The sequence below is a fragment of the Nonomuraea sp. NEAU-A123 genome (genome assembly GCF_018603905.1).
Lineage (GTDB): Bacteria > Actinomycetota > Actinomycetes > Streptosporangiales > Streptosporangiaceae > Nonomuraea.
The window spans coordinates 82227-102848 of the sequence record NZ_JAHFZZ010000003.1 but is presented as its reverse complement, the minus strand read 5'-3'; the positions used below and the strand labels follow the sequence as shown (position 1 = coordinate 102848).

General features: G+C 69.8%; 19 protein-coding genes. 8 read left to right on the top strand and 11 right to left on the bottom strand.

What is annotated here, in order from left to right; translation table 11 throughout:
- Positions 1 to 4: 4 nt before the first annotated feature.
- The 8 genes from KLK06_RS59680 to KLK06_RS08615 all read right to left on the bottom strand — a co-directional run bounded on the left by KLK06_RS59680 (position 5) and on the right by KLK06_RS08615 (position 8143).
- Complete coding sequence (locus KLK06_RS59680; protein ID WP_250905144.1) at positions 5 to 568, bottom strand: alkylhydroperoxidase domain protein; 564 nt, start codon at positions 566 to 568, stop codon at positions 5 to 7.
- Positions 565 to 1158, bottom strand: coding sequence for a CMD domain protein (locus KLK06_RS59675; protein WP_250905143.1), 594 nt, complete (start codon positions 1156 to 1158; stop codon positions 565 to 567). The genes KLK06_RS59680 and KLK06_RS59675 overlap by 4 nt, the downstream gene beginning before the upstream one ends.
- On the bottom strand, positions 1155 to 2141 hold the full coding sequence (locus KLK06_RS08640; RefSeq protein WP_214634830.1) for a putative FMN-dependent luciferase-like monooxygenase: 987 nt from the start codon (positions 2139 to 2141) through the stop codon (positions 1155 to 1157). Before KLK06_RS08640 ends, KLK06_RS59675 begins: the two co-directional genes overlap by 4 nt.
- Complete coding sequence (locus KLK06_RS08635; RefSeq protein ID WP_214634829.1) at positions 2138 to 3706, bottom strand: ABC transporter ATP-binding protein; 1569 nt, start codon at positions 3704 to 3706, stop codon at positions 2138 to 2140. The genes KLK06_RS08640 and KLK06_RS08635 overlap by 4 nt, the downstream gene beginning before the upstream one ends.
- Positions 3703 to 4482 (bottom strand): ABC transporter permease, encoded by a 780-nt coding sequence (locus tag KLK06_RS08630; RefSeq protein ID WP_214634828.1) that lies wholly within the window; start codon positions 4480 to 4482, stop codon positions 3703 to 3705. The genes KLK06_RS08635 and KLK06_RS08630 overlap by 4 nt, the downstream gene beginning before the upstream one ends.
- On the bottom strand, positions 4479 to 5411 hold the full coding sequence (locus KLK06_RS08625; RefSeq protein ID WP_214634827.1) for an ABC transporter permease: 933 nt from the start codon (positions 5409 to 5411) through the stop codon (positions 4479 to 4481). The genes KLK06_RS08630 and KLK06_RS08625 overlap by 4 nt, the downstream gene beginning before the upstream one ends.
- Entirely contained in the window at positions 5408 to 7012 is a 1605-nt protein-coding gene (locus tag KLK06_RS08620; RefSeq protein ID WP_214634826.1) for a TIGR04028 family ABC transporter substrate-binding protein, read from the bottom strand. The genes KLK06_RS08625 and KLK06_RS08620 overlap by 4 nt, the downstream gene beginning before the upstream one ends.
- A 66-nt stretch (positions 7013 to 7078) precedes the next feature.
- On the bottom strand, positions 7079 to 8143 hold the full coding sequence (locus KLK06_RS08615; protein ID WP_214634825.1) for a LacI family DNA-binding transcriptional regulator: 1065 nt from the start codon (positions 8141 to 8143) through the stop codon (positions 7079 to 7081).
- A 226-nt stretch (positions 8144 to 8369) separates the two neighbouring features.
- Here KLK06_RS08615 and KLK06_RS08610 point away from each other — a divergent pair, with 226 nt between their 5' ends.
- Entirely contained in the window at positions 8370 to 9869 is a 1500-nt protein-coding gene (locus KLK06_RS08610; protein ID WP_308168164.1) for a glycoside hydrolase family 43 protein, read from the top strand.
- Between the two features lie 3 nt (positions 9870 to 9872).
- Here the strand turns inward: KLK06_RS08610 and KLK06_RS08605 are convergent, their stop codons facing one another.
- On the bottom strand, positions 9873 to 10379 hold the full coding sequence (locus tag KLK06_RS08605; RefSeq protein WP_214634823.1) for a DinB family protein: 507 nt from the start codon (positions 10377 to 10379) through the stop codon (positions 9873 to 9875).
- Between the two features lie 173 nt (positions 10380 to 10552).
- Between KLK06_RS08605 and KLK06_RS59670 the strand changes: the two genes are divergently transcribed.
- Positions 10553 to 11902, top strand: a complete 1350-nt coding sequence (locus tag KLK06_RS59670) for a polysaccharide deacetylase family protein (RefSeq protein WP_250905142.1) — start codon at positions 10553 to 10555, stop codon at positions 11900 to 11902.
- An 88-nt stretch (positions 11903 to 11990) separates the two neighbouring features.
- Positions 11991 to 12341 carry a glycoside hydrolase N-terminal domain-containing protein gene (locus KLK06_RS08595; RefSeq protein ID WP_214634822.1) on the top strand — a complete coding sequence of 117 codons (351 nt, stop codon included), beginning with the start codon at positions 11991 to 11993 and terminating at the stop codon, positions 12339 to 12341.
- A 61-nt stretch (positions 12342 to 12402) separates the two neighbouring features.
- On the opposite strand, the gene KLK06_RS08590 is transcribed toward KLK06_RS08595, so the two are convergent.
- The gene (locus tag KLK06_RS08590) at positions 12403 to 12843 is read right to left on the bottom strand and encodes a hypothetical protein (protein WP_214634821.1); all 441 of its coding nucleotides are present in this window, start codon (positions 12841 to 12843) and stop codon (positions 12403 to 12405) included.
- A gap of 131 nt (positions 12844 to 12974) precedes the next feature.
- Here KLK06_RS08590 and KLK06_RS08585 point away from each other — a divergent pair, with 131 nt between their 5' ends.
- The 4 genes from KLK06_RS08585 (at position 12975) to KLK06_RS08570 (ending at position 17643) form a co-directional block, all read left to right on the top strand.
- Positions 12975 to 13595, top strand: coding sequence for an RNA polymerase sigma factor (locus KLK06_RS08585; RefSeq protein ID WP_308168163.1), 621 nt, complete (start codon positions 12975 to 12977; stop codon positions 13593 to 13595).
- Positions 13588 to 14649: a hypothetical protein gene (locus tag KLK06_RS08580; RefSeq protein WP_214634820.1), complete on the top strand. Its 1062-nt coding sequence runs from the start codon at positions 13588 to 13590 to the stop codon at positions 14647 to 14649. The genes KLK06_RS08585 and KLK06_RS08580 overlap by 8 nt, the downstream gene beginning before the upstream one ends.
- Complete coding sequence (locus tag KLK06_RS08575; protein WP_214634819.1) at positions 14646 to 15533, top strand: hypothetical protein; 888 nt, start codon at positions 14646 to 14648, stop codon at positions 15531 to 15533. The genes KLK06_RS08580 and KLK06_RS08575 overlap by 4 nt, the downstream gene beginning before the upstream one ends.
- A 175-nt stretch (positions 15534 to 15708) precedes the next feature.
- A complete protein-coding gene (locus KLK06_RS08570) occupies positions 15709 to 17643 on the top strand; it encodes a glycosyl hydrolase family 18 protein (protein WP_214634818.1) in 1935 nt (644 codons plus the stop codon).
- Positions 17644 to 18159: 516 nt separating this feature from the next.
- On the opposite strand, the gene KLK06_RS08565 is transcribed toward KLK06_RS08570, so the two are convergent.
- Positions 18160 to 18891, bottom strand: coding sequence for a class I SAM-dependent methyltransferase (locus KLK06_RS08565; RefSeq protein ID WP_214634817.1), 732 nt, complete (start codon positions 18889 to 18891; stop codon positions 18160 to 18162).
- A 153-nt stretch (positions 18892 to 19044) separates the two neighbouring features.
- Between KLK06_RS08565 and KLK06_RS08560 the strand changes: the two genes are divergently transcribed.
- Complete coding sequence (locus KLK06_RS08560; protein WP_214635478.1) at positions 19045 to 20550, top strand: helicase HerA-like domain-containing protein; 1506 nt, start codon at positions 19045 to 19047, stop codon at positions 20548 to 20550.
- The last annotated feature ends 72 nt before the right edge of the window (positions 20551 to 20622 follow it).

Below are 20622 nucleotides of genomic sequence, written 5' to 3'. Positions count from 1 at the left end.
ATGCCTACCGGTCGGCGGTGGGCTCTCCTAGCGAGAGCATGAGCCGGTTGGCCCAGTTGAAGAAGGCCGCCGCGTGAATCGTGTCGCTGATCGCCAGGTCGTCCAGCCCGGCGGCACGCAGCGCCTCGATGTGCTCGGCGCCGAACTCGACCGGCGTGGCCGCGAGCGCCACCGAGGCGTCGATGACCGCCTGCCACCGCCCGTCCTGCGGTGCTCCTACTCCCTCGTCGAGCAGCCGCTGCACGTCGTCGGGCCGTTTGGAGTAGTGCGCCGCGAACCGCGCGTGTACGGAGGCGCAGTAGACGCACCCGTTGCGGCGCGAGGTGGCGGTCGCGGCCAGCTCGCGCTCCGGGCGCGGCAGCCCGCCCTTGGTGTTGTAGAAGATGTCCTTGTCGGTCTTGGTCCGCGCGTGCAGGATCTCCGGGTCGCGGGCCAGCAGCCTGAAGTACGGCGAGGCGGCGCGGGCCGCGTCGACCAGGGCCTCCCGGTGCGCGTCGGTCAGCTCGGGTTCGGTCAGCGGCGCCAGCCACGGCGTCCAGTCCAGTTGGTCCGTGGTGAAGCCGGTCATGAGGTGCCCTTCTGGGTGGCGCCGAGCAGCCGCAGGCCCGCGACCACCCGGATCTGGAAGCTGAGGAAGGCGACGAGCTGCGAGAGCGTCACGATGGCCGTATCACTCCAGCCCGCGTCCGCGAGCGCCCGCAGGTCCTTGGGGTCCGCCTCGCGCGGGCGGAACACGAGCAGGTGCGCGTGCTCGAAGGCGGCGGTGAGCCGGCCCCCGAGCGCCGCGGGATCCTGAGCCCGGTAGCGCAGCCCGTCGTCGCTCTCGACGGCGAGCGGCCCGTCGGCGGGATAGGCGCCGTAGGGGCCGGTTGTGCTCCCGGCCGCGATCTCCCGCCGGACCACGTCGAGCAGATCGGGCGCCAGCTCGGAGAGCCGGTCGGCGTAGAAGCGGGCGGTTCGGGGATCCCGGTGCAGACCGGTCACGAAGGCCGCCACCGCGTCCCGCTCGACCAGCGAGACCTCGCCCGGCACGTCAGGGGTGAGCAGCGCGTCGAAGCCGCGCTGGGCGTGCTCGCGGGCGTCCGGCCGCTGGTCACGCAGGTGATCGAGCGGCGAGTCCGGCTCGATCCCGGCCAGGTGGTCGATCACGTCGATCATGTGGTGCTCATTTCGGTGGAGGGAGCCGGTGCCCAGCCGAGCGCGGGCGCGACCTCGGTGGCCAGCAGCTCGATGGAGCGGAGGATCAGTGGGTGCGGCGGGTCGACCGAGTGCACCTGCAGGACCAGGTCGGTGACCCGGTCGAGCGTGGGATCGGCCTTGAGGCTGTCGATGACGTCCTGCGGGGTGCCCACGTGCACGTCGAAGGCCGTGATGCGGTCGCGGGAGGTCTCGAAGGGGAGCCGGGCGCGGCTCAGCCCGCGTTCGGCGTAACGCAGCGCCTCGGCCCGGCTGTCGGCCACGAACGCGGTCCGCGACGCCACGATCCGGGGCGTGGCGTCCGCGGGCAGGTTCGCGTAATAGGCGTCCACGATGGGCCGCTGGATCTCCGCCAGCGTCGCCTCGGGATGCTCCTCGGGGCGTGGCTGGGTGCGCGACAGCATCAGCCCGTTGCCCGCCCGGCCCGCCCTGGCGCCGCCGCTCACCGAGAACGTGGCCTCCCAGACGGCGTCGAGCAGCCGCGGCGCCGCCGGATAGAGCCGGTTGCCGCCGCCGAGATCGCGCCCCGACCAGGCGTCGACGAGCACCGCGAGATGCTCGGCGTAGATGGCCGCGCGCTGCGCGCTCTCCTTCCCGAACGCGGTGAACGACGACGGCGTGCCGCCGCTGCCGACGCCCACTTCGAGCCGGCCGCCGGTCAGCAGGTCGAGTACGGCGGTGTCCTCGGCCACCCGCACCGGGTGTTCGAGCGGCAGCGTGATGATGCCGGTGCCGAGCCGGATCCGGCTGGTGCGCGCCGCGACGTGGGCCAGGAAGACCAGCGGCGCGGGCAGCCCGCCCTCGGCGCCGTCGAAGTGGTGCTGCGCCACCCACGCCGTGTCGAACCCGAAGGCCTCCGCGTGCCCGATCTGCTCGGCGGCCAGCCGGTAGCGCTCGCCCGCGGGCACCTCGTCGAGCAGCCGGCTGAAGAATCCCAGCCTCATAGCACCGGCTCCGGGATCGCGGCCAGGAGTTCGCGGGTGTAGTCGTGCCGCGGGTCGGTGAAGACCCGTTGTGTGGTTCCGAATTCCACTATGCGTCCCTTGTTCATGACAGAAACGGTGTGCGAGATCTGGCGCACCACCGCGAGGTCGTGCGAGATGAACAGATAGGTCAGGCCGAGGTCGCGCTGGAGCTCTTCGAGCAGGTCCAGGATCTGCGCCTGGACGGTCACGTCGAGCGCGGAGACCGCCTCGTCGAGCACCACGACCGCCGGGTCGACGGCCAGGGCGCGGGCGATGGCCACGCGCTGCCGCTGGCCGCCGGACAGCTCGCGTGGCCCGCGTTCGAGCAGGCTCTCGGGGAGCGCCACACGTTCCATCAGATCACGCACCCTGGTACGGCGGGCGGCGCGGTCCCCGAGCCGGAAGTTACGCAGCGGCTCGGCCACGATCGCGGCGACGGACTGCCGGGGGTCGAGCGAGCCGTAGGGGTTCTGGTAGACGAGCTGCACGTGCCGCCGGAAGTCGCGCCCCGTCCCCGCCCCGGCGATCGTCACGGTGCCGGAGGTGGGCTCGGCGAAGCGGACGACCATACGGGCCGTGGTCGTCTTGCCCGATCCGGACTCGCCCACGAGGGCGTGCGTGGTGCCGGGCCGTACGTCGAAGGACACCCCGTCGACCGCGCGGAACGGACGTCTCCCGACGCGGAACTCCTTGACCAGGTCGCGGACCACGATCGCGGGCTCTTGCGTGACGGTCTCGTCCACCGCCTCGTCCACTGCCCGGAACTCGCGCACCGACAGGGCGGGCGCGTCGCGCAGCAACTGCCCGGTGTAGGCGGCCTGCGGAGCCGACAGCACCTGGGATGAGGGGCCCTGCTCCTCGATCCGGCCGTCCTTCATGACGACCAGGCGGTCGGAGCGGTTCGCGGCGATGCCCAGGTCGTGGGTGACCAGGAGCACCGCCGTGCCGAACTCGGCGCGCAGGTCGTCGATGAGGTCCAGGATGCGCCGCTGCACGGTGACGTCCAGGGCGCTCGTCGGCTCGTCGGCGATGATGAGCCGAGGTTCCAGGGCGATCGCGATGGCGATGAGGACCCGCTGGCGCATCCCGCCGGACAGCTCGTGCGGGTACTGGCGGGCGCGCGTCTCCGGGTCCGGCAGGCCGACGCGGGTGAGCAGGTCCACGACGCGGCGGGAGATCGTCCGGCGGTCGCCGCGTTTGTGGATGCGCAGGACCTCGCCGATCTGGGCGCCGACGGTCTTGACCGGGTTGAGGGAGTTGGACGGGTCCTGCGGGATCAGGCCGATCTGGGCGCCCCTGATCGATTCCATCCGCCGGTCGGACCAGGTGGCCAGGTCGGTGCCGCCGAGCAGGATCTGGCCGCCGTCGAGGGTGGCGTTCGGGGGCAGCAGGCCGATGATCGCGTGGGCGGTGGTGGTCTTGCCGGAGCCGGACTCGCCGACGACCGCGACCATCTCGCCGGGCTCGACCGTGAGGGAGATCCCCTCGACCGCCCGCCTGGCGTCGTAGGAGACCGCGAGGTCGCGTACCTCCAGCAGGCTCATGTCCCGTCCCTTCCGATCGACCGGCTGATCCGGCTCGCGGCCAGCACCACGGCCACGACCACCACGCCGGGCAGAGTCGTCAGCCACCAGGAGGTCGCCAGGTAGTTGCGGCCCTCCGAGATGAGCAGTCCCCACTCGGGCGTGGGCGGCTCGGCGCCGTAGCCGAGGAAGCCGAGCGTCGAGATGGCCAGGATCGCCACCCCGAACTGCAGCGCGGCGAGCGCGATGACCGGGCCGAGCGAGTTGGGCAGGACGTGCCGCCAGAGCACGGCCGGGAACCGGCCGCCACTGCCGAACGCGGCCTCCACGTAGTCGGACCGGCGCACCCGTACGACCTCCGAGCGCGACAGCCGGGCGAACGCGGCGACGGACCCGATGCCCACCGCGATCGCCACGTGGACCGTGCCGGGCCCGAGCAGAATGATCACCGTCAGCGCCAGAAGCAGGCCGGGCACGGACAGCAGCACGTCGGCCACCCGCATGACGGCGTCGTCGAGCAGCCCACCGGCCGACCCGGCCAGCAGGCCGAGCAGCGTGCCCGCGAGCAGGCCCACGGCGACGGCGACGAACGCTCCCGACAGGGAGTGCACGGAGCCGTGCACCACGCGGGCGAACAGGTCGCGGCCCACGGCATCGGTGCCGAACAGGTGCTCAGGGCTCGGCGGGCGCAGCTTCTCGGCCGGCACCCCGGCCAGCGGGTCGTAACCGGTGAACAGGCCGGGCACGACGGCCCAGAGCACGACGACGGCGACCGTCAACCAGGAAAGGATCTTCACGCCGCCGCCTTCAGCCGGGGGTCGAGCACCGGGAACAGCAGGTCCACGGCCAGGTTGACGAGGACGAACACAGTGCTCGCGAGCACCACGACGGCCAGCATGACCGGCGTGTCCTGCGCGTTGACCGCCTGCTCGGTCAGCCGTCCGACGCCGTTGCGGCCGAAGACCGTCTCGGTGACGACCGATCCGGCGATGAGCTCGCCGAACGTCATCCCGGCGACGGTCAGCGCGGGTAGCACCGCGTTGCGTGCCACGTGCCGCCACAGGATCCACCGGCGCGACGCGCCCTTGGCGGCCACGACGGGCACGAACGGCTGCGTGTAGACCTGGTCGATGCCGCGCGCCAGCACCTGGGCGATCGGCGCCGAGATCGGTACGGCCAGCGTCAGCACCGGCAGGATGAGCTGCTGCGCCGGGCTGCCGCCGATCACCGGCACCAGCCCGAGCCGGAACGAGAACACCTGGATCAGCAGGATCCCCAGCCAGAAGGCGGGCACCGAGATGAACAGCGACGGCACGGCCAGCAGCGCCCCGCGCAGCCAGGACGTCCGGCTGTAGCCGGCGGCGAAGGCGATCACCACGGCGATCAGCACGGCCAGCGCGAAGCCCGCCGTGGCCAGCTTCGCCGTCTCCGGCAGCGCCTCGGCCAGCCGCTCGACCACTGGCGTGCCGGTGTCGATCGAGTAGCCGAAGCCGCCGCGCAGGAAGCCGAGCAGCGTGTGGAGGTAGCCGACGAGCGGCGGGTCGCCGCCGCCGTAGTACGCGCGGATCTCGGAGATCTGTTGCGGCGACAGCCCGAGCTCCGGGTTCTGGAACTTGATCAGGATCGAGTCGCCGGGCAGCAGCCAGAGGAGCACGTAGCCGGCCGTGAAGGCGGCCCACAGCACCAGCGCCGCCTGCCCGACGCGCCGCAGGACGTATCGGGTCACCGCTTCGACAGCCAGACCGAGTAGAACGAGGGCCTGGCCACCGCCTCGAAGGCGACACCCTGCACGTAGGGGGCGGCGCCGTAGACCTGCGGCTCCTCGAACAGCGGGATCGCGTAACCCTGCTCCACCACGTAGCGCTGGATCTCGCCGACCTTGGCGTCCCGCGCGGCCTTGTCCGCCAGGGCCGACTCCTCCTCCAGGAGCCGGTCGAGCTTGGCGTCCTTGGACAGGATGACGTCGCGGTTCTGGCTGTGGAAGTGGCTCTTGATTACGTCCTCGTCGGCGCGGCCGACCATCGAGTGGGCGATGGCGGTCTTCTCCGCGTCCTTGATGTCGACGGCCTGGGTGCCGGCGTCGGCGGGGCGGATCTCCAGCTTCACGCCGATCTTGGTCCACTGCTGGGCGACGAGTTCGAGGGTCTGCTTGGACAGCGGCTGCGGGCCCGAGACGAACACGCCGAGCTGGAGCTGCTTGCCGTCCTTGGCGCGGATGCCGTCGGCGCCGCGTACCCAGCCGGCCTTGTCGAGCAGCGCGTTGGCCTTGGCGGGGTCGTAGGTGAGCTCCTTGGACAGGTCGACGTACCCCTGGGCGAGGTGGCTGAGGACCGAGGTGGCGACCGGGTAGCTCGGGGTGAACAGGGTGTCGACCACCTCCTTGGCGTCCGTGCCGGCCTGGAGCGCCTTGCGGACGTCGAGGTCGCTGAGGATGCTGTTGCCGGGCCGCAGGTAGAGGCCGTTGTTCACGCCTCTGGTCGGCTCCGCATAAATCTTGAAATTAGCGTCCTTGACGGTTTTTTCGTCATAAGCCTGGACGTAGCGGACGTAGTCCGCCTGGCCGGAGGTGAGCGCGCCCACCCGCACGTTGTCCTCGGGCGTCACGATGATCTTGATCTGGTCGAGGTACGCGCGGCCCTGGTGCTTCGAGGACGCCGGCGCCCAGTTGTAGTCCTTGCGGGCGGCCAGGTCGATCTCCTTGTCCACGACCTGGCTCGCCACGGTGAACGGGCCGGACCCGATGACGTTCTTGAGCTGGCACTGCTGCTCGTACGGCAGCGAGATCGTCTTCTTCGACACCAGCCCGGCGCCGATGACCGAGGTGCCCTGGAGGAAGCCGGGTGACGGCTTCTTGAAGTGGAAGCGCACCGTCAGGGGGTCGAGGACCTCGCTGCGGTCGTAGTTGTTGACGAACTCGGCCGGGGGCAGCTTGAGCTCGGTGTTCCCCTTGCCGTACACGTCGAAGTCGGCGGCCACGGCCGACGCGTCGAGCGGGCTGCCGTCGCTGAACGTCACGCCGTCGCGCAGGTGGAAGGTGTACTCGGTGGCGTCCTTGTTCACCTCCCACTTGGTGGCGATCCACGGCTCGATCTTCAACGTCTTGGGGTCCTGCCAGGTCAGCTTGTCGGTGAGCTGGTTCAGCACGCCGCCGTTCGGATAGAACCCGGCGGCGGGCAGGTAGAGGCAGGTCGTCGGCTGATGCTCCAGGTAGGTGAGCGTGCCCCCGTAGACGGGTGCCCCTCCGGCCTGCGCCTGGACGGCGGGACCGCCGCCGCAGGCCGTGAGGAGCCCCGAGACGGCGAGCAAGGTGAGGGCGGCGGAACGCATGGGACATCCTTCATGGTGGTCGGGGAAACCCACCATATCCTACCTAGATTGTAGGTAAATAGTCCCCTACTGCCGAAGCGGCGGCTTGACCGAACCCCGGACCACGATGTGCGTGCCGAGCACCACGTGCTGCGGCTCGTGCCGGTTGAGCGCCAGCCGTACGGCGGTGCGGCCCAGCTCCTCGGTGGGGATGTGCACCGTCGTGAGACCGGGCGCCAGATCGGCGGCGAACGGGATGTCGTCGTAGCCGGCCACCGACACGTCGTCGGGAATGCGCAGCCCCGCCTCGCGCAGCGCGGCGAACACGCCCACGGCCACCATGTCGGTCGCCGCGAAGACCGCCGTGAAGCCGGCCCCCCTGGCCAGCAGCCGCTTGGTCCCCTCGTAGCCCGCCGCGCGGTCGAAGGTGGCGGGGACGACCAGGTCGGGGTCGTAGGGCACGCCGTACGCCTCGTGCGCGCGGGTGAACCCCCGGTCCCTGCCGACCTTGGTGGTGCTGGCGTCCTCCGGGCCGACCGCGCCGAGGTAGACGATGCGCCGGTGGCCCTGTGACAGCAGGTGGCTGGTCATGGCGTAGGCGCCGCCCTCGTTGTCGTACTCGACGACGGTGGTGGGCACGTCGTCGCCCAGCGACGGCCGCCCGCACAGGACCAGCCGGGAGCCCGCCTTGTCCAGGGCGTGCGCGAAGTGCGTCATGCGCTCGCGGTAGGTGTCGTCCAGCGAGCCGCCGCCGACCAGGATGACCGCGTCGGCCCGCTGCTCGCGCATGGCCTCCACGACGGCCAGCTCGCGCGAGGGGTCGCCGTGCGTGGTGCAGACCATGCACAGCCGTCCCTCGGCGGTGGCCTGCTGCTCCACGCCCTTGGCGACGTAGGCGAAGGAGGGCCCGGTGACGTCGTCGAGCACGAACGCCACCATCTTCGTGCTCGCCCCGGACAGCGCCCTGGCGTGCACGTTGAGCACGTAGTCGAGCTCGCGCATCGCGCGCAGCACCCGCACGCGGGTGGACTGGGCGACCGGGTAGTCGCCGGCGATCACCCGGGAGACCGTGGACGCCGACACACCCGCCCGGGCGGCGACGTCGCGGATGGTGGCGCGCTCGCCGTCCTCGGGAGTCACTCTTCGCGACAAGGCTGGCCTTCCATGGTCTTCAGGCGGAGCAGTGTGGCCGAGCGCGGCGTCTCGCGGAACGCCCGCAGTCTACGGCGATCATCGCCCAGCCCTCCTTGAATAGAAACCGATGTCTACGGTAGAAGCACTTCCTCCTAAGTTCAACAGTGCAGGTCATATGCCTTCTATGTAACGTATGCAGCATGCAGCCGTAAGTTCACGGCGACCGGTTTCTATGGGAGGCCCCGTGATCCTCAATCCCGTCCTGCCCGGCTTCCACCCCGACCCGTCGATCCTGCGCGTCGGCGACGACTACTACCTGGCCACCTCGACCTTCGAGTGGTATCCCGGTGTGCGCGTCCACCACTCGCGCGATCTGGTTCACTGGCGGCCCATCGGCGGCCTGCTCACCGAGCGGCGGCTGCTCGACCTGTCCGGGGTGCCCGACTCCGGCGGTGTCTGGGCGCCCGACCTGACCTATCACGACGGGCTGTTCCACCTGGTGTACGGGGTGATGGACAACTACGCCCACGGCTACAAGGACATCGCGAACTTCCTCGTCACCGCGCCCTCGATCGACGGCCCGTGGTCGGACCCGGTCAGGCTGCCGGGGCGCGGGTTCGACGCCGCGCTCTTCCACGACGACGACGGCGCTTCCTGGCTGCTGAACATGGTCTTCGACTCCCGCCCGGGCCACGGCTTCGCCGGCATCGAGCTCCAGCCGCTGGCCGGCGGGGAACCGCGGACGATCCTGGCGAACCGCCACGTGACCGAGGGGCCGCACCTGTACCGGATCGACGGCTGGTACTACCTGATGGTGGCCGAGGGCGGCACCGGCTACGAGCACGGCGTCACGGTCCTCAGGTCGCGCGAGCTCGCCGGGCCGTACGAGGAGGATCCGGCCGGCCCGATGCTGACGGCCCGCCACGACCCCACGCTGGAGCTGCAGAAGGCCGGGCACGGGTGCCTGGTCGAGACGCAGGGCGGCGAGTGGTACGTCGCGCACCTGGTGGCCCGGCCCTACACCCGGCGCGGGCCCTGCGTGCTGGGCAGGGAGACCGCGATCCAGCGCGTGGAGTGGACGGACGGCTGGCCCAGGGTGGCGGGCGGCGTGCCCGCCGTCGAGGTGCCCGCCCCCGACCTGCCGCCGCACCCGTGCTCCCGCCCGCACGAGCCGTTCGCCGCAGACTGGAGCACGCTGCGCCGGCCCGCCTCGCCCGACTGGCTGCGCGTGGAAGGGGACCGGCTGACGATCGAGGGCGGCCAGTCACCGTACGGCCTGCGCTCCCCGAGCCTGGTCGCCCGGCGGGTCACCAGCCGGACGTCCTCGCTGGAGACGGTCGTCCGCTTCGAGCCCGGCAGCGTCCACCAGTCCGCCGGGATCACCGCCTACTACAACACCCGCAACTGGCACTATCTCGCCCTGACCACCGATGGGCTCGTGCTCACCAGCAGCGACAGGGGCAAGCGGACCGTGTGCGGCACCGCCGAGGCCGTCTCCGGCATGGGGCTGCGGGCCGAGTTCGACGGGCCCGTCCTGCGTTTCTCGTACGACGTGGGCCACGGCTGGCAGGCCGTCCCGGCGGAGCTGGACGCCACGATCCTGTCCGACGAGCACGCCGACGAGTTCGTGGACGGGCAGATCCGCGCGTTCGGCTTCACCGGCGCCTTCGTCGGCCTGTGGGTGCAGGACCTGGCGGGCGAGGGTTGCCGGGCGGAGTTCGACCAGACGATCTATCGGAAATGATCGTTATTCGCCGGTCACGCCGTCGATGCGCTCGCGCAGCAGGTCGGCGTGGCCGTTGTGGCGGGCGTACTCCTCGATCATGTGGACGAGGATCCATCGGTGGGAGCAGTCCTGCCCGTGGCGCTGCTGCTTGCCGACGGCGTCCAGCGGCACCCCGGCCGACACCTCGCGGGCGTGCTCGATCTCGGCCCGCCAGGTCTTGAACGCCTCGTCGGCCGAGGCGGTGTCGACGTCCTCGAAGTCGGCGTCCTGGTTGGTGTCCTTGCCCCACAGCTTCGGGCCGACCTCGCCGTTCAGCACTCCCCGGAACCACGCCCGCTCCACGTGGGCCATGTGGCGGACCAGGCCGAGCAGCGACATGCCCGATGGCGACGCGGAGCGCAGACGCAACTGTTCCTCAGACAGACCGGCGCACTTGACGGCCAGGGTCTCACGATGCCAGTCGAGCCAGTTGTCGAGCATGGTGCGTTCGTCGCCGACGAAGGGGGGCGGGATGCGATTGTCACTCATGGTGGGCAAACGTAGCTGACCAGCCGGGTTACCGTCGAAGTAGGCCATCCAGGACGCCGCGCTCCACGAACAGAGAACAAGTAGGTGGAAGCAGGAGTCGAACGGGTCAGGGGTGGAAACGACGGGGGGTCGTGCTCATGAGGCGGTTGATGGCTGCGATGGCGGTGGTCACGTTGACATCGACATCATGCGGGGGGACCGGACAGGAGACCAAGGTATGGCAGGCGTCCGTCCGGTCGGATGATCCGGTCGCGACGGTCGCGCCGACGTGGATCAACGGGTTGCGGGTGGTTCGCGACAGCGGCAAAGAGCAGTCGTGCGCCTGGTCGACCACGTACCCGCAGGTGCCGGGCGCGCAGCCGCTGACGGAGGAGTTTCGCCGCCTCATCGAGGAGCGGCGGGCCGGGTTCCTGGAGTGGGCGCGCGCGAGCGGGTGCGGCGAGTCGGAGGTGAAGGCGCCCGAGCTGAACATCGGGTTCGGCTTCCTGGCCGCCTCGGGCGACGTGATCGGGGTCCGGTTCACCGTCTATCAGCTCGGTGGCGCGGGCGACGGAAAGTCGACCACGTCCCGCTGGTACGACGGGGCCAAGGGGCAGGTGGTGCCCGCGCTGTCGCTCATCAACCCGCCGTCCATGAGCAGGTTCGAGGCGCTGGTCGGGAAGGCGCTGGCGGACATCGACGGGCAGGCGCGGCTCACGGACGCCCGGGGGCTCGACGACCTGGCCTTCACCAAGAGCGGCGACCTGGTCGTGACCTTCGACGAAGGCGAGGTGGCGGCGGGGGCCGTCGGCCAGGCGCACGCCGTGTTGCCGCGCGCCGAGGTGGAGCCGCTGCTGTCGGACTTCGGCCGGCGGGCTCAGGCCCAGGTCATGACGCCGGATGGGCGGCTGGCGCTGCCCGGCTATACGGCGGACGGCTCGGTCGACTGCCGCCGGGTCAAGTGCGTGGCGCTCACCTTCGACGACGGCCCGAGTCCGTACACGGACAGGCTGCTGAAGTATCTCGCCGCGTACCGGGCGCACGCCACGTTCTTCGTCGTCGGGCAGAACGTGGTCATGCGTCCCGGCGTGGTGCGCAGAGCCGTGCAGGCCGGGCACGAGATCGGGAACCACAGCTGGTCGCACCGCGACCTGACCCGGCTGTCCCCCGCCGGGGTGCGAGCGGACCTGACCAGGACCGACAGGGCGATCCAGAAGGCGGCCGGGGTCACGCCCACACTGGTCCGCCCGCCGTACGGCGCGTTCGACCGCATGGTGCGCAGGCAGTCGCCGCACCCGCTGGTGCTGTGGGACGTGGACACGCTCGACTGGCTCTACCGCAACAGCATGCATGTGACCCGTGCCGCGGTCCGCCCGGCGCGGCCCGGATCGATCATTCTCTTTCATGACATCCGGCCGACCACCGTGCAGGCGATCCCGCGGGTGCTGAAGCGGCTGTCCAAGCGCGGTTTTCACTTCGTGACGGTCACCCAGTTGTACGGCGGCAAGGTCCCCGCCCGCGCTTTCCGTGGCCCGCACCCCTGAGGCGGAGGTGGACGTCGAGCGGTCGGCCGTTGATGCCGTTGCGCAAATAGGCTGGTTCGGAAAGCGCTTACCGCACGTCGGAGGCCCGATGCCCGAGCACCGCATTTACGACACCGAGCCCGGTCTGACATGGGAGGACGCGTTCCTGTCCGGTAACGGCGAGTACGGGATCATGGTTTACGGCGAGCCGCACGCCCAGCGCGTGGTGTTCGACCATCACCGTTTCGTCCTGCCCAACGGCACCCGCGACCTGCGCCCGCCCGCGATCGCCGACCGGCTGGGGGAGATCCGCGAGCTGATCCTGTCCGGGCGGGCCGCCGAGGCCCAGTCGGTGCTGCGGTCGCCGGTGGACCAGCGGGTCACCTTGATCCACCGCGCTTCCGGTTACCGGGAGGAGATCGAACTGGTCGCGGGGGAACCGCACCAGGTGGCCCTTTAACCAACGGTGACGAGCGCAGCCCCGTACGGGGTCTGCGCTCGTCACCATGAGGCAGGCTCGATCAGCGCTCGACGGAGCAGCCGATCCACTTGGCGATGTGCTTGTCCTTCTTCGTGAAGCGCTGGGCGTCGACCTTCTCCGTGAACTTGCGCTTGTGCACGACGCCCTTCTGGTCACGGAACCTGACCTGCCAGCGGTCGCCGTCCTTGTGATTGACCAGGCACTTCATCTTCCCGGCTTCACCGCACGCCTCGGGTCCGTCGATCTCCTCCGAGATGCGGATTCCCGCTTCGCCCTTGTACACCTTCTCGCCCTTGACCACCTTGAACCTCGCGACGTGCTCGACCTCAGGCTCGGCACATTCGAGGATGGGCGTGAGCTGGTCGCTGGTGATGAGCGCCGGCTGGTGCGGGTCGTCCGCCGCGAACGCCGGAGTGGACAGGGCAGCGGTGGTGCCGAAGGCCGCCATGGCGAGAATGGCGGCGCCAAGTGCGCGTCTCATGTGAGTCTCTTCTCTGAATGGCTGAGGATGAAGACCGGCCGGTCACCATGAAGATTGCCGGGGCGGGTGTTAATTCCATGTATGTCGGGTGAGCGCGTGAAAGCAGATCGCCCTATCGGTTGAGTACAGGTGTGACTGCCAACCTGACGGTTCCACTCCGCCTCGTTGATCCTCCGGGGGCGATCAACGATGCGGACCTGCTGAAGGCGTCGTACCGAAAACCCGAGCGGTTCGGTGAGCTCTACGACCGCTACTTCCGGGAGATCCACGGATATCTGGGCAGGCGGCTCGACCAGCAGGCCGCCGACGACCTCGCCGCGGAGGTGTTCCTCACCGCGTTCAGGAAGCGCACCACGTTCGACCGAGAGCGCGGGGAGGTGCGTGCCTGGCTGTACGGCATCGCGACCAACCTGGTCGCGTTGCACCGCCGTACCGAGACCAGGAAGCTGGCGGCGCTGCGCCGCAGCGCGGCCGCTCCCGCGGGCGCTGACCACGGCCACGAGGAACGCGTGGTCAGCCGCGTCGACGCCGCGAACGAGCAGGCGCGGCTCACGGCGGAGCTGCTGGCGCTGTCCGACGGCGACCGGGACGTGTTGCTGCTGAGCGCCCTGGGCGAGCTGAGCCACGAGGAGGTGGCCAAGACGCTGGGCATCCCGTACGGCACCGTCGGGTCCCGCCTGTCACGGGTGCGCAGGAAGCTCCGGGCCGCCCTGGGCGGCGTCAATCCCCTGAATGGAGGCTCTGATGGATGATTACCAGGCGGTACGCGAACTGCTGCCCATACCGCCGCTGTCGCCGGAGGTCCAGCGGGCCGGGCGCGAACGGCTGGCCTACGCGTTCGCCCAGGAGCGGGTACGGCGGGGCCGCAAGGCCGCCATCTGGAGCACACTGGGGCTCGGCCTGGCCGGGGCGGCGGCCGTGGGCTTGTTGACCACCACCGGTGTGACGTTGACGCCGCGCCCCCCTGCCACGCAGAGCGCGGTCGCTCCGGCGAACGCCAACCGGATCCTGCTGGCCGCCGCGACCTCGGTGGCCGCGACGTCCGACTCGGGCGCCTGGTGGAGCAGCAAGCTGGTCAATGGCCGCGAGTTCTACGACCCCGGCCACCGCTACCTGCTGCGGCAGACCAAGTCGGTGGAGGCCTGGATCCCGGCGGACCCGGAGGCCCGCACCTGGTACCGCGAGACCTATCTCGGTGCCGCGCCCGCGAGCTCCGAGGCCGAGGCCGCCTGGCGGGCAGCCGGCGCGCCCACGTCCTGGACCTACGAGAAGAACACCCCCGGCCTGATCACGGACGACCGGGCGTCGGGCATCGTCCGAGCGGCCCGGGGCAAGCCGTGGACCTTTTCCAGCGAGGACTGGGACTTCCGCATCGTCCTGGCGGACAAGCCGCTGACCAGGATGAACGAGGTTCCGGAGACTCCCGAGGGGCTGCGCGCGCTCTTCGCCGGCGTCCCCGACCAGGCGCTCGTCGACAACGTCGTGCGGCTGCTCGTGTACGCGCCGGTGACGAGCGAGACCCGGGCCGCCGCCTACCGCCTGCTCGCGTCGATGCCCGGGGTCTCGGCCGTCGGCCCGGTGACGGACACGCTCGGGCGTACTGGACAAGCCCTCGAATACCAGTCCGCAGAGCTTCCCGTGACCGAGTACGCGGGGGCCACCCGCACTCGGCTGGTGATCGATCCAGCCACCGGAAAGCCCCTCTCGATCGAGACGCGCGCCACGGACGATGGCCGTCTCCTGGAGTTCACCGCGATCCAGGAGAGCGTCTGGACAGATGACAACCCACTGAAGGAGCAGAAGTGAGATCGCTGATAGCCGGTTTGGCCTTCATCGGAGTATTCGCCCTACCCGCGCAGGCGACCCCGCCTGGGGGCGCGTACTGGCGGGTCGAGACGGTCATAACCATGACCCATCCACGGGCGGTCGGCAGCGGCTACTGGCTGACGGAGCGGGAGGCCTCCACCAACTGGAAGACGCCCGAAGGCAAGGGCTGGACCGGCACCCGGTCGCTCGGCGCCCGGCCCGCGACCAAGAAGGACGAGGCGGCCTGGCGCGCTGACGGCTCGCCGAAATCGTGGACCTACCGCACGGAAGGCATGAAGATCTCCCTGTCCACGGAGCCTGGCAAGGGATTTGTGGGGCCGGCGAAGGGCGAGCCGAAGGGCTTCCGCCTGGGCGAGAAGACCGTGACCTACCAGCAGCTCCAGAACCTGCCGTCGGATCCGGCCGCCCTCAAGGAGCACGTCGTGGCGGAGGTGAAGTCCTGGATCGCCGAGGCCGCCGAGGAGGCCAAGACCACCGCCCCGAAAGCCACGATCAACGACTGGCTGTCCAGGCTGGATTCGTACGTGGCCCGCGACCTGAGCCAGATGCTGTTCAAGGTCCCGGTGCCGCCGAAGGTCAGAAGCGCCGCCTTCCAGGCACTCAAGACGACCAAGGGCGTCACCGACCTAGGGCGGGCCAAGGATCCGCTGGGCCGCTCCGGGCAGAAACTGGCCCTGCCGACGGGCACCGCCAAGGGCTCGGTGGTCAAGCAGCAAGTCATCGTGGACACCAAGACCATGATGCTGCTGGCCGAGTACACCGACGTCACTGTCGACGGTAAGCCGATGCTGGGCAAGACGCATGTGGAGACGTACACGGCCGGCTGGACCGACGAGCAGCCCGCCGTCCCGGACGGCAAGTAGCCGCGACACCCACTCGCCCCGAGGATCTCGGGGCGAGTTTTTCGATTTCACGATCACATATTGACGGTCCCGCAGGCAGAAGCTAGCGTCGTCTCATAATTGACAGGAAACTTTACTATAAATTTCCTGTCGGACCTCCCATCCACCCCCCAAACCCGCCGGAGGTCGGAACACTATGAGACACACCATCCTGAGCAAGGGCCTCGCGGTCCTGGCGGCGCTCCTCCTGCCGCTGACCGCGACGGTCGCCGTCCCCACCGGGGCGTACGGCGCCACCTCGGTCGTTTTCGCCGCCGCCTGGGCGCCGTGGACCGCGTACACCGCGGGGACCCGCGTCACCTACAACGGCGTCGACTACGAGTGCATCCAGAGCCACACCTCCCAGCCCGGCTGGGAGCCGCCCAACGTGCCCGCCCTGTGGAAACCGGTCACCGGCGGCGGCACCGACACCACCGCGCCGTCCGTGCCTGTCAACCTGCGCTCGACGGGCACCACCTCCAGCAGCGTCTCGCTGGCCTGGGACGCCGCCACCGACAACGTCGGCGTCACCGGCTATGACGTCTACCGAGGCTCGACGCAGGTGACCACGGCCACCGGCACCACCTACACCGACACGGGCCTGGCCGCCGCCACCAGCTACACGTACACGGTCCGCGCCCGCGACGCCGCCGGGAACGTCTCGGCCGCCGGCACCGCGGTCACCGCCTCCACCTCGGGCGGCACCGGTGCTCCCGGCCAGCCGGGCGCGCCCAACGTCACCGGCTCGACCAGCAGCTCGATCACCCTGTCGTGGGGCGCCTCCTCCGGCACCGTCACCGGTTACCGCGTCTACGAGGGGACCACGGTCAGGGCCACGGTGACCGGCACGTCGGCCACCATCGGGTCGCTGAGCGCCTGTACGTCGCACACGTACACCGTCAAGGCGTACAACTCGGTCGGCGAGTCCGCGGCCAGCGCCCAGGCCACCGGCGCCACCACCGGATGCACCGGCGGCGGCAACAAGGTGCTCGGGTACTTCGTCCAGTGGGGCGTCTACCAGCGCGGCTACCACGTCAAGAACATCGACACCAGCGGCTCGGCGGCCAAGCTGACCCACATCAACTACGCCTTCGGCAACGTACAGAACGGGCAGTGCGCCATCGGCGACAGCTACGCCGACTACGACCGCTTCTACCAGGCGGGCGAGAGCGTGGACGGCGTCGCCGACACCTGGGACACGGGCGCGCTGCGCGGCAGCTTCAACCAGCTCCGCAAGCTCAAGAAGAAGTACCCGAACCTGAAGGTGCTCTTCTCCTTCGGCGGCTGGACCTGGTCCGGCGGCTTCACCCAGGCCGCGCAGAACCCGACGGCCTTCGCCAACTCCTGCTACAACCTGGTCGAGGACCCGCGCTGGGCGGACGTGTTCGACGGCATCGACATCGACTGGGAGTACCCGAACGCCTGCGGCCTCACCTGCGACTCCAGTGGCGCCGCCGCGTTCAAGAACGTCATGTCGGCCCTGCGCTCCCGCTTCGGCTCCGGCAACCTCGTCACCGCGGCCATCACCGCCGACGGCACCAGCGGCGGCAAGATCGACGCGGCCGACTACGGTGGCGCCGCGCAGTACGTCGACTGGTACAACGTCATGACATACGACTACTTCGGCGCCTTCACCCCGTCGGGCCCCACCGCCCCGCATTCGCCGCTCACCTCGTACGCGGGCATCCCGATCGCGGGCTTCTACTCCGACAACGCCATCCAGAAGCTCAAGAGCAAGGGCATCCCGTCGAGCAAGCTGCTGCTCGGCATCGGTTTCTACGGCCGCGGCTGGGCCGGGGTCACGCAGTCCGCCCCCGGCGGCACGGCGACGGGACCGGCGCCCGGCACGTACGAGCAGGGCATCGAGGACTACAAGGTGCTCAAGACCCGCTGCCCGTCCACCGGCACCGTCGCCGGCACGGCCTACGCCTACTGCGGCGGCCAGTGGTGGAGCTACGACACGCCCGGCACCATCGGCGGCAAGATGAGTTACTCGAAGGGTCAGGGGTTGGGAGGAGCGTTCTTCTGGGAGCTCAGCGGTGACACCACCAACGGTGAGTTGATCACCTCCATGAAGAGCGGCCTGGGGTGATCACCTCCCCCTGACGAGTCCTCGCCCGGGCCGGCCCCGCACCGCGGGGCCGGCCTTTCGCCCCTGATTGGAGGGTTGACCTGGGATCTGAGCGGAAATCTTGAAGCGGTGACGATGAGCATGCTTCCGCCGTCGGCGTTCATCCGCAGAACACCATCCGCGCCGCGACGGAGGCGGAGAGCAGGGTGGGTTGCGCTCGCGCTCACTGGAGCCGTGGGCTTCGGCTACTTGGTGGGACGAACCACCCAGGACCCTCAGCCGCCGGCCCAGCAACGTGTGGCGGCCATGTCGGTCACGACGGCTCTGACCGCCGCACCGGCCTCTCCGTCACTCCCGTCGCCGGCGACGGGGCCCCCAGTGCCCAAGCCCGTCTCCCGTCCGGTGCCCGAGCTGAAACATCGCCTGAAGAGCGCCAAGCATCGCACGGCGCACCGATCGCCCTGCCTCCGGTTCGAGGGGTTCAGGGCGCGGTTGTGCAGGAGCCTCTTCGCATCCGAAGGAGACTGAAACCCGCTCTCATTCCTCTGGCCGCAGCGCGAAGAACACGAACTCCAGACCGGGCCGGTCGGGCGCATCACGTACTTCTTCCACCGCGTACCCATGCGTGACCAGCGACGCTTCGACCTCGTCACGCTCGCGGAAGCGCAGTGTCGAATCCGACGTCAGCACTTGCCCGTCCGAAGCGAACACCCACGTCCCCCGGAACGTCACCAGCGGCCCGCTGACGTCGATCACCTCGGACCACGTCTCCACCGCGCCGACGCCCGGAATCTCGGTGACCTGGTACGAAGCGGCGCGATTCCACTCCCGCCAGGCCCGTTTCGCCGGATCGCGGGTCTCGAACACGAGCCGCCCACCGGGCCGCAACGCGTCATGGACCCCACGCAACGTCCCCTCCCAATCCCGCTGGTCAACGATGGCTTGGGCGACATTTCCGGTCATGGTGGCAAGATCAACCTGGATCGAGGGCAGGGTTGTCGCGTCACCATGGATCCAGCGCACCCGTTCACTGCTCGGCTTGGCCCGCGCGACATCGAGCGAAGCGCCGGCCGGGTCAACACCTATGACGGTGACCCCGCGACCAGCCAGAAGCAGCGCGAACTCACCCGTCCCGCACCCCACATCCAGCACGCTACGCGCGCCGAGCTTCTCAGCGATGGCGACGTACACGTCTAAGTCACTGCGATCGGGGTCGAGCGCGTCGTAGACCGCGGCCAGCCGCGGATGCTCGAAAATATCGTCGGCCATCCGGCAACGGTATGCCGTGGCCATCGGCCGGTACTGGAAGGATGCCGCTTTGGTCATCTTTTGCGACCGACGCGTCACGGTGGGTAGTAAGAAGGCGGGTGTCTGGGAGGTCGCGCTTACCCATTGGACAGCAAACGGGGAGATGTGGTGCAGATGAAGGGGTACGACTTCGAGGGACCCGCGCTGGAACTCGGGGCCTTGGTACGTGAGGACGGCACCCCCGGCCCCACGGAGCAGATCCGGATCCCCCTGAGCATGCTGAACCGGCACGGACTGGTGGCCGGCGCCACCGGAACCGGCAAGACCAAGACCCTCCAGCTCATGGCGGAGCAGCTCGCCGCCCAGGGTGTTCCGATCTTCCTCGCCGACATCAAGGGCGACCTGTCGGGGCTCGCCTCGCCGGGTACCGTCTCCGAGCGCGTCACCCAGCGTGCCGCCGAGGTGGGGCAGACGTGGCAGCCTACGGCCTATCCGGTGGAGTTCCTCTCCCTGGGCGGTCTGGGGTCCGGCGTCCCGATCCGCGCCACCATGACCGCCTTCGGGCCTACCTTGCTCTCCAAGGTCCTCGGACTCAACGAGACGCAGGAGTCGTCGCTCGGGCTGATCTTCTATTTCGCCGACAAGCAGGGAATGCCCCTGCTGGACCTCAAGGACCTGATCGCGGTCATCCGGTATCTGACCACCACACCGGAGGCGCTGAACGGGATCGGCGGGCTGTCAGCCTCGACGGCGGGGGTCATCCTCCGCGCGTTGACCAACTTCGAGGCGCAGGGGGCGGGGGCGTTCTTCGGCGAGCCGGAGTTCGACGTGCGTGACCTGATCCGGGTGACGCAGGACGGCCGTGGGATGATCTCCGTTCTCGAGCTGCCCGCCGTACAGGACCGGCCGCAGCTCTTCTCCACCTTCCTGATGTGGCTCCTCGCCGATCTCTTCAATGTGCTTCCCGAGGTGGGCGATGTCGACAAGCCGAAGCTCGTGTTCTTCTTCGACGAGGCGCATCTGCTGTTCGACGACGCGTCCAAGGCGTTCCTGCAGTCGATCACCCAGACCGTGCGGCTGATCCGGTCGAAGGGCTTGGGCGTGTTCTTCGTCACCCAGACACCGAAGGACGTGCCGGCCGACGTACTGGCTCAGCTCGGCGCGCGCGTGCAGCACGCCCTGCGCGCCTTCACCCCCCAGGACGCCAAGGCGCTCAAGGCCACCGTGTCGACGTTCCCCGAGTCCTCCTACGACCTGAAGCGCCTGCTCACCGAGCTCGGTATCGGCGAGGCCGTCGTCACGGTCCTGTCGGAGACGGGCGCGCCGACCCCGGTGGCCTGGACGCGTCTGCGTGCCCCCCAGACGCTCATGGCGCCGTCGAGCCCGGACGTGATCCAGGGCGCCATCGCCGCTTCGCCACTTCAGCAGAAGTACGGCACGGCGATCGACCGCGAGTCGGCCTACGAGATCCTGGCCACAAAGCTGGCCGCCCAGACTCCCGCAGTCCCCACTCCCGCAGCCCCCCGCGAGCCGGAAAGGCGCAGAGAGCCGGAACCCGAACCGCAGCATTCCGTATTGGAGTCGAAGGAGTTCCGCTCCCTGGCCCGGTCGGCGGCATCCGCCCTCGGCCGGGAGATCGTCAGATCCATCTTCGGCACCGCCCGCCGCGGCCGACGCTGAACCAGAGCACGACCGAGGCCCGGACCACGACGCCCGGCCGGTGTCGGGGAGAGGATTACTGCGGGGCGTCGA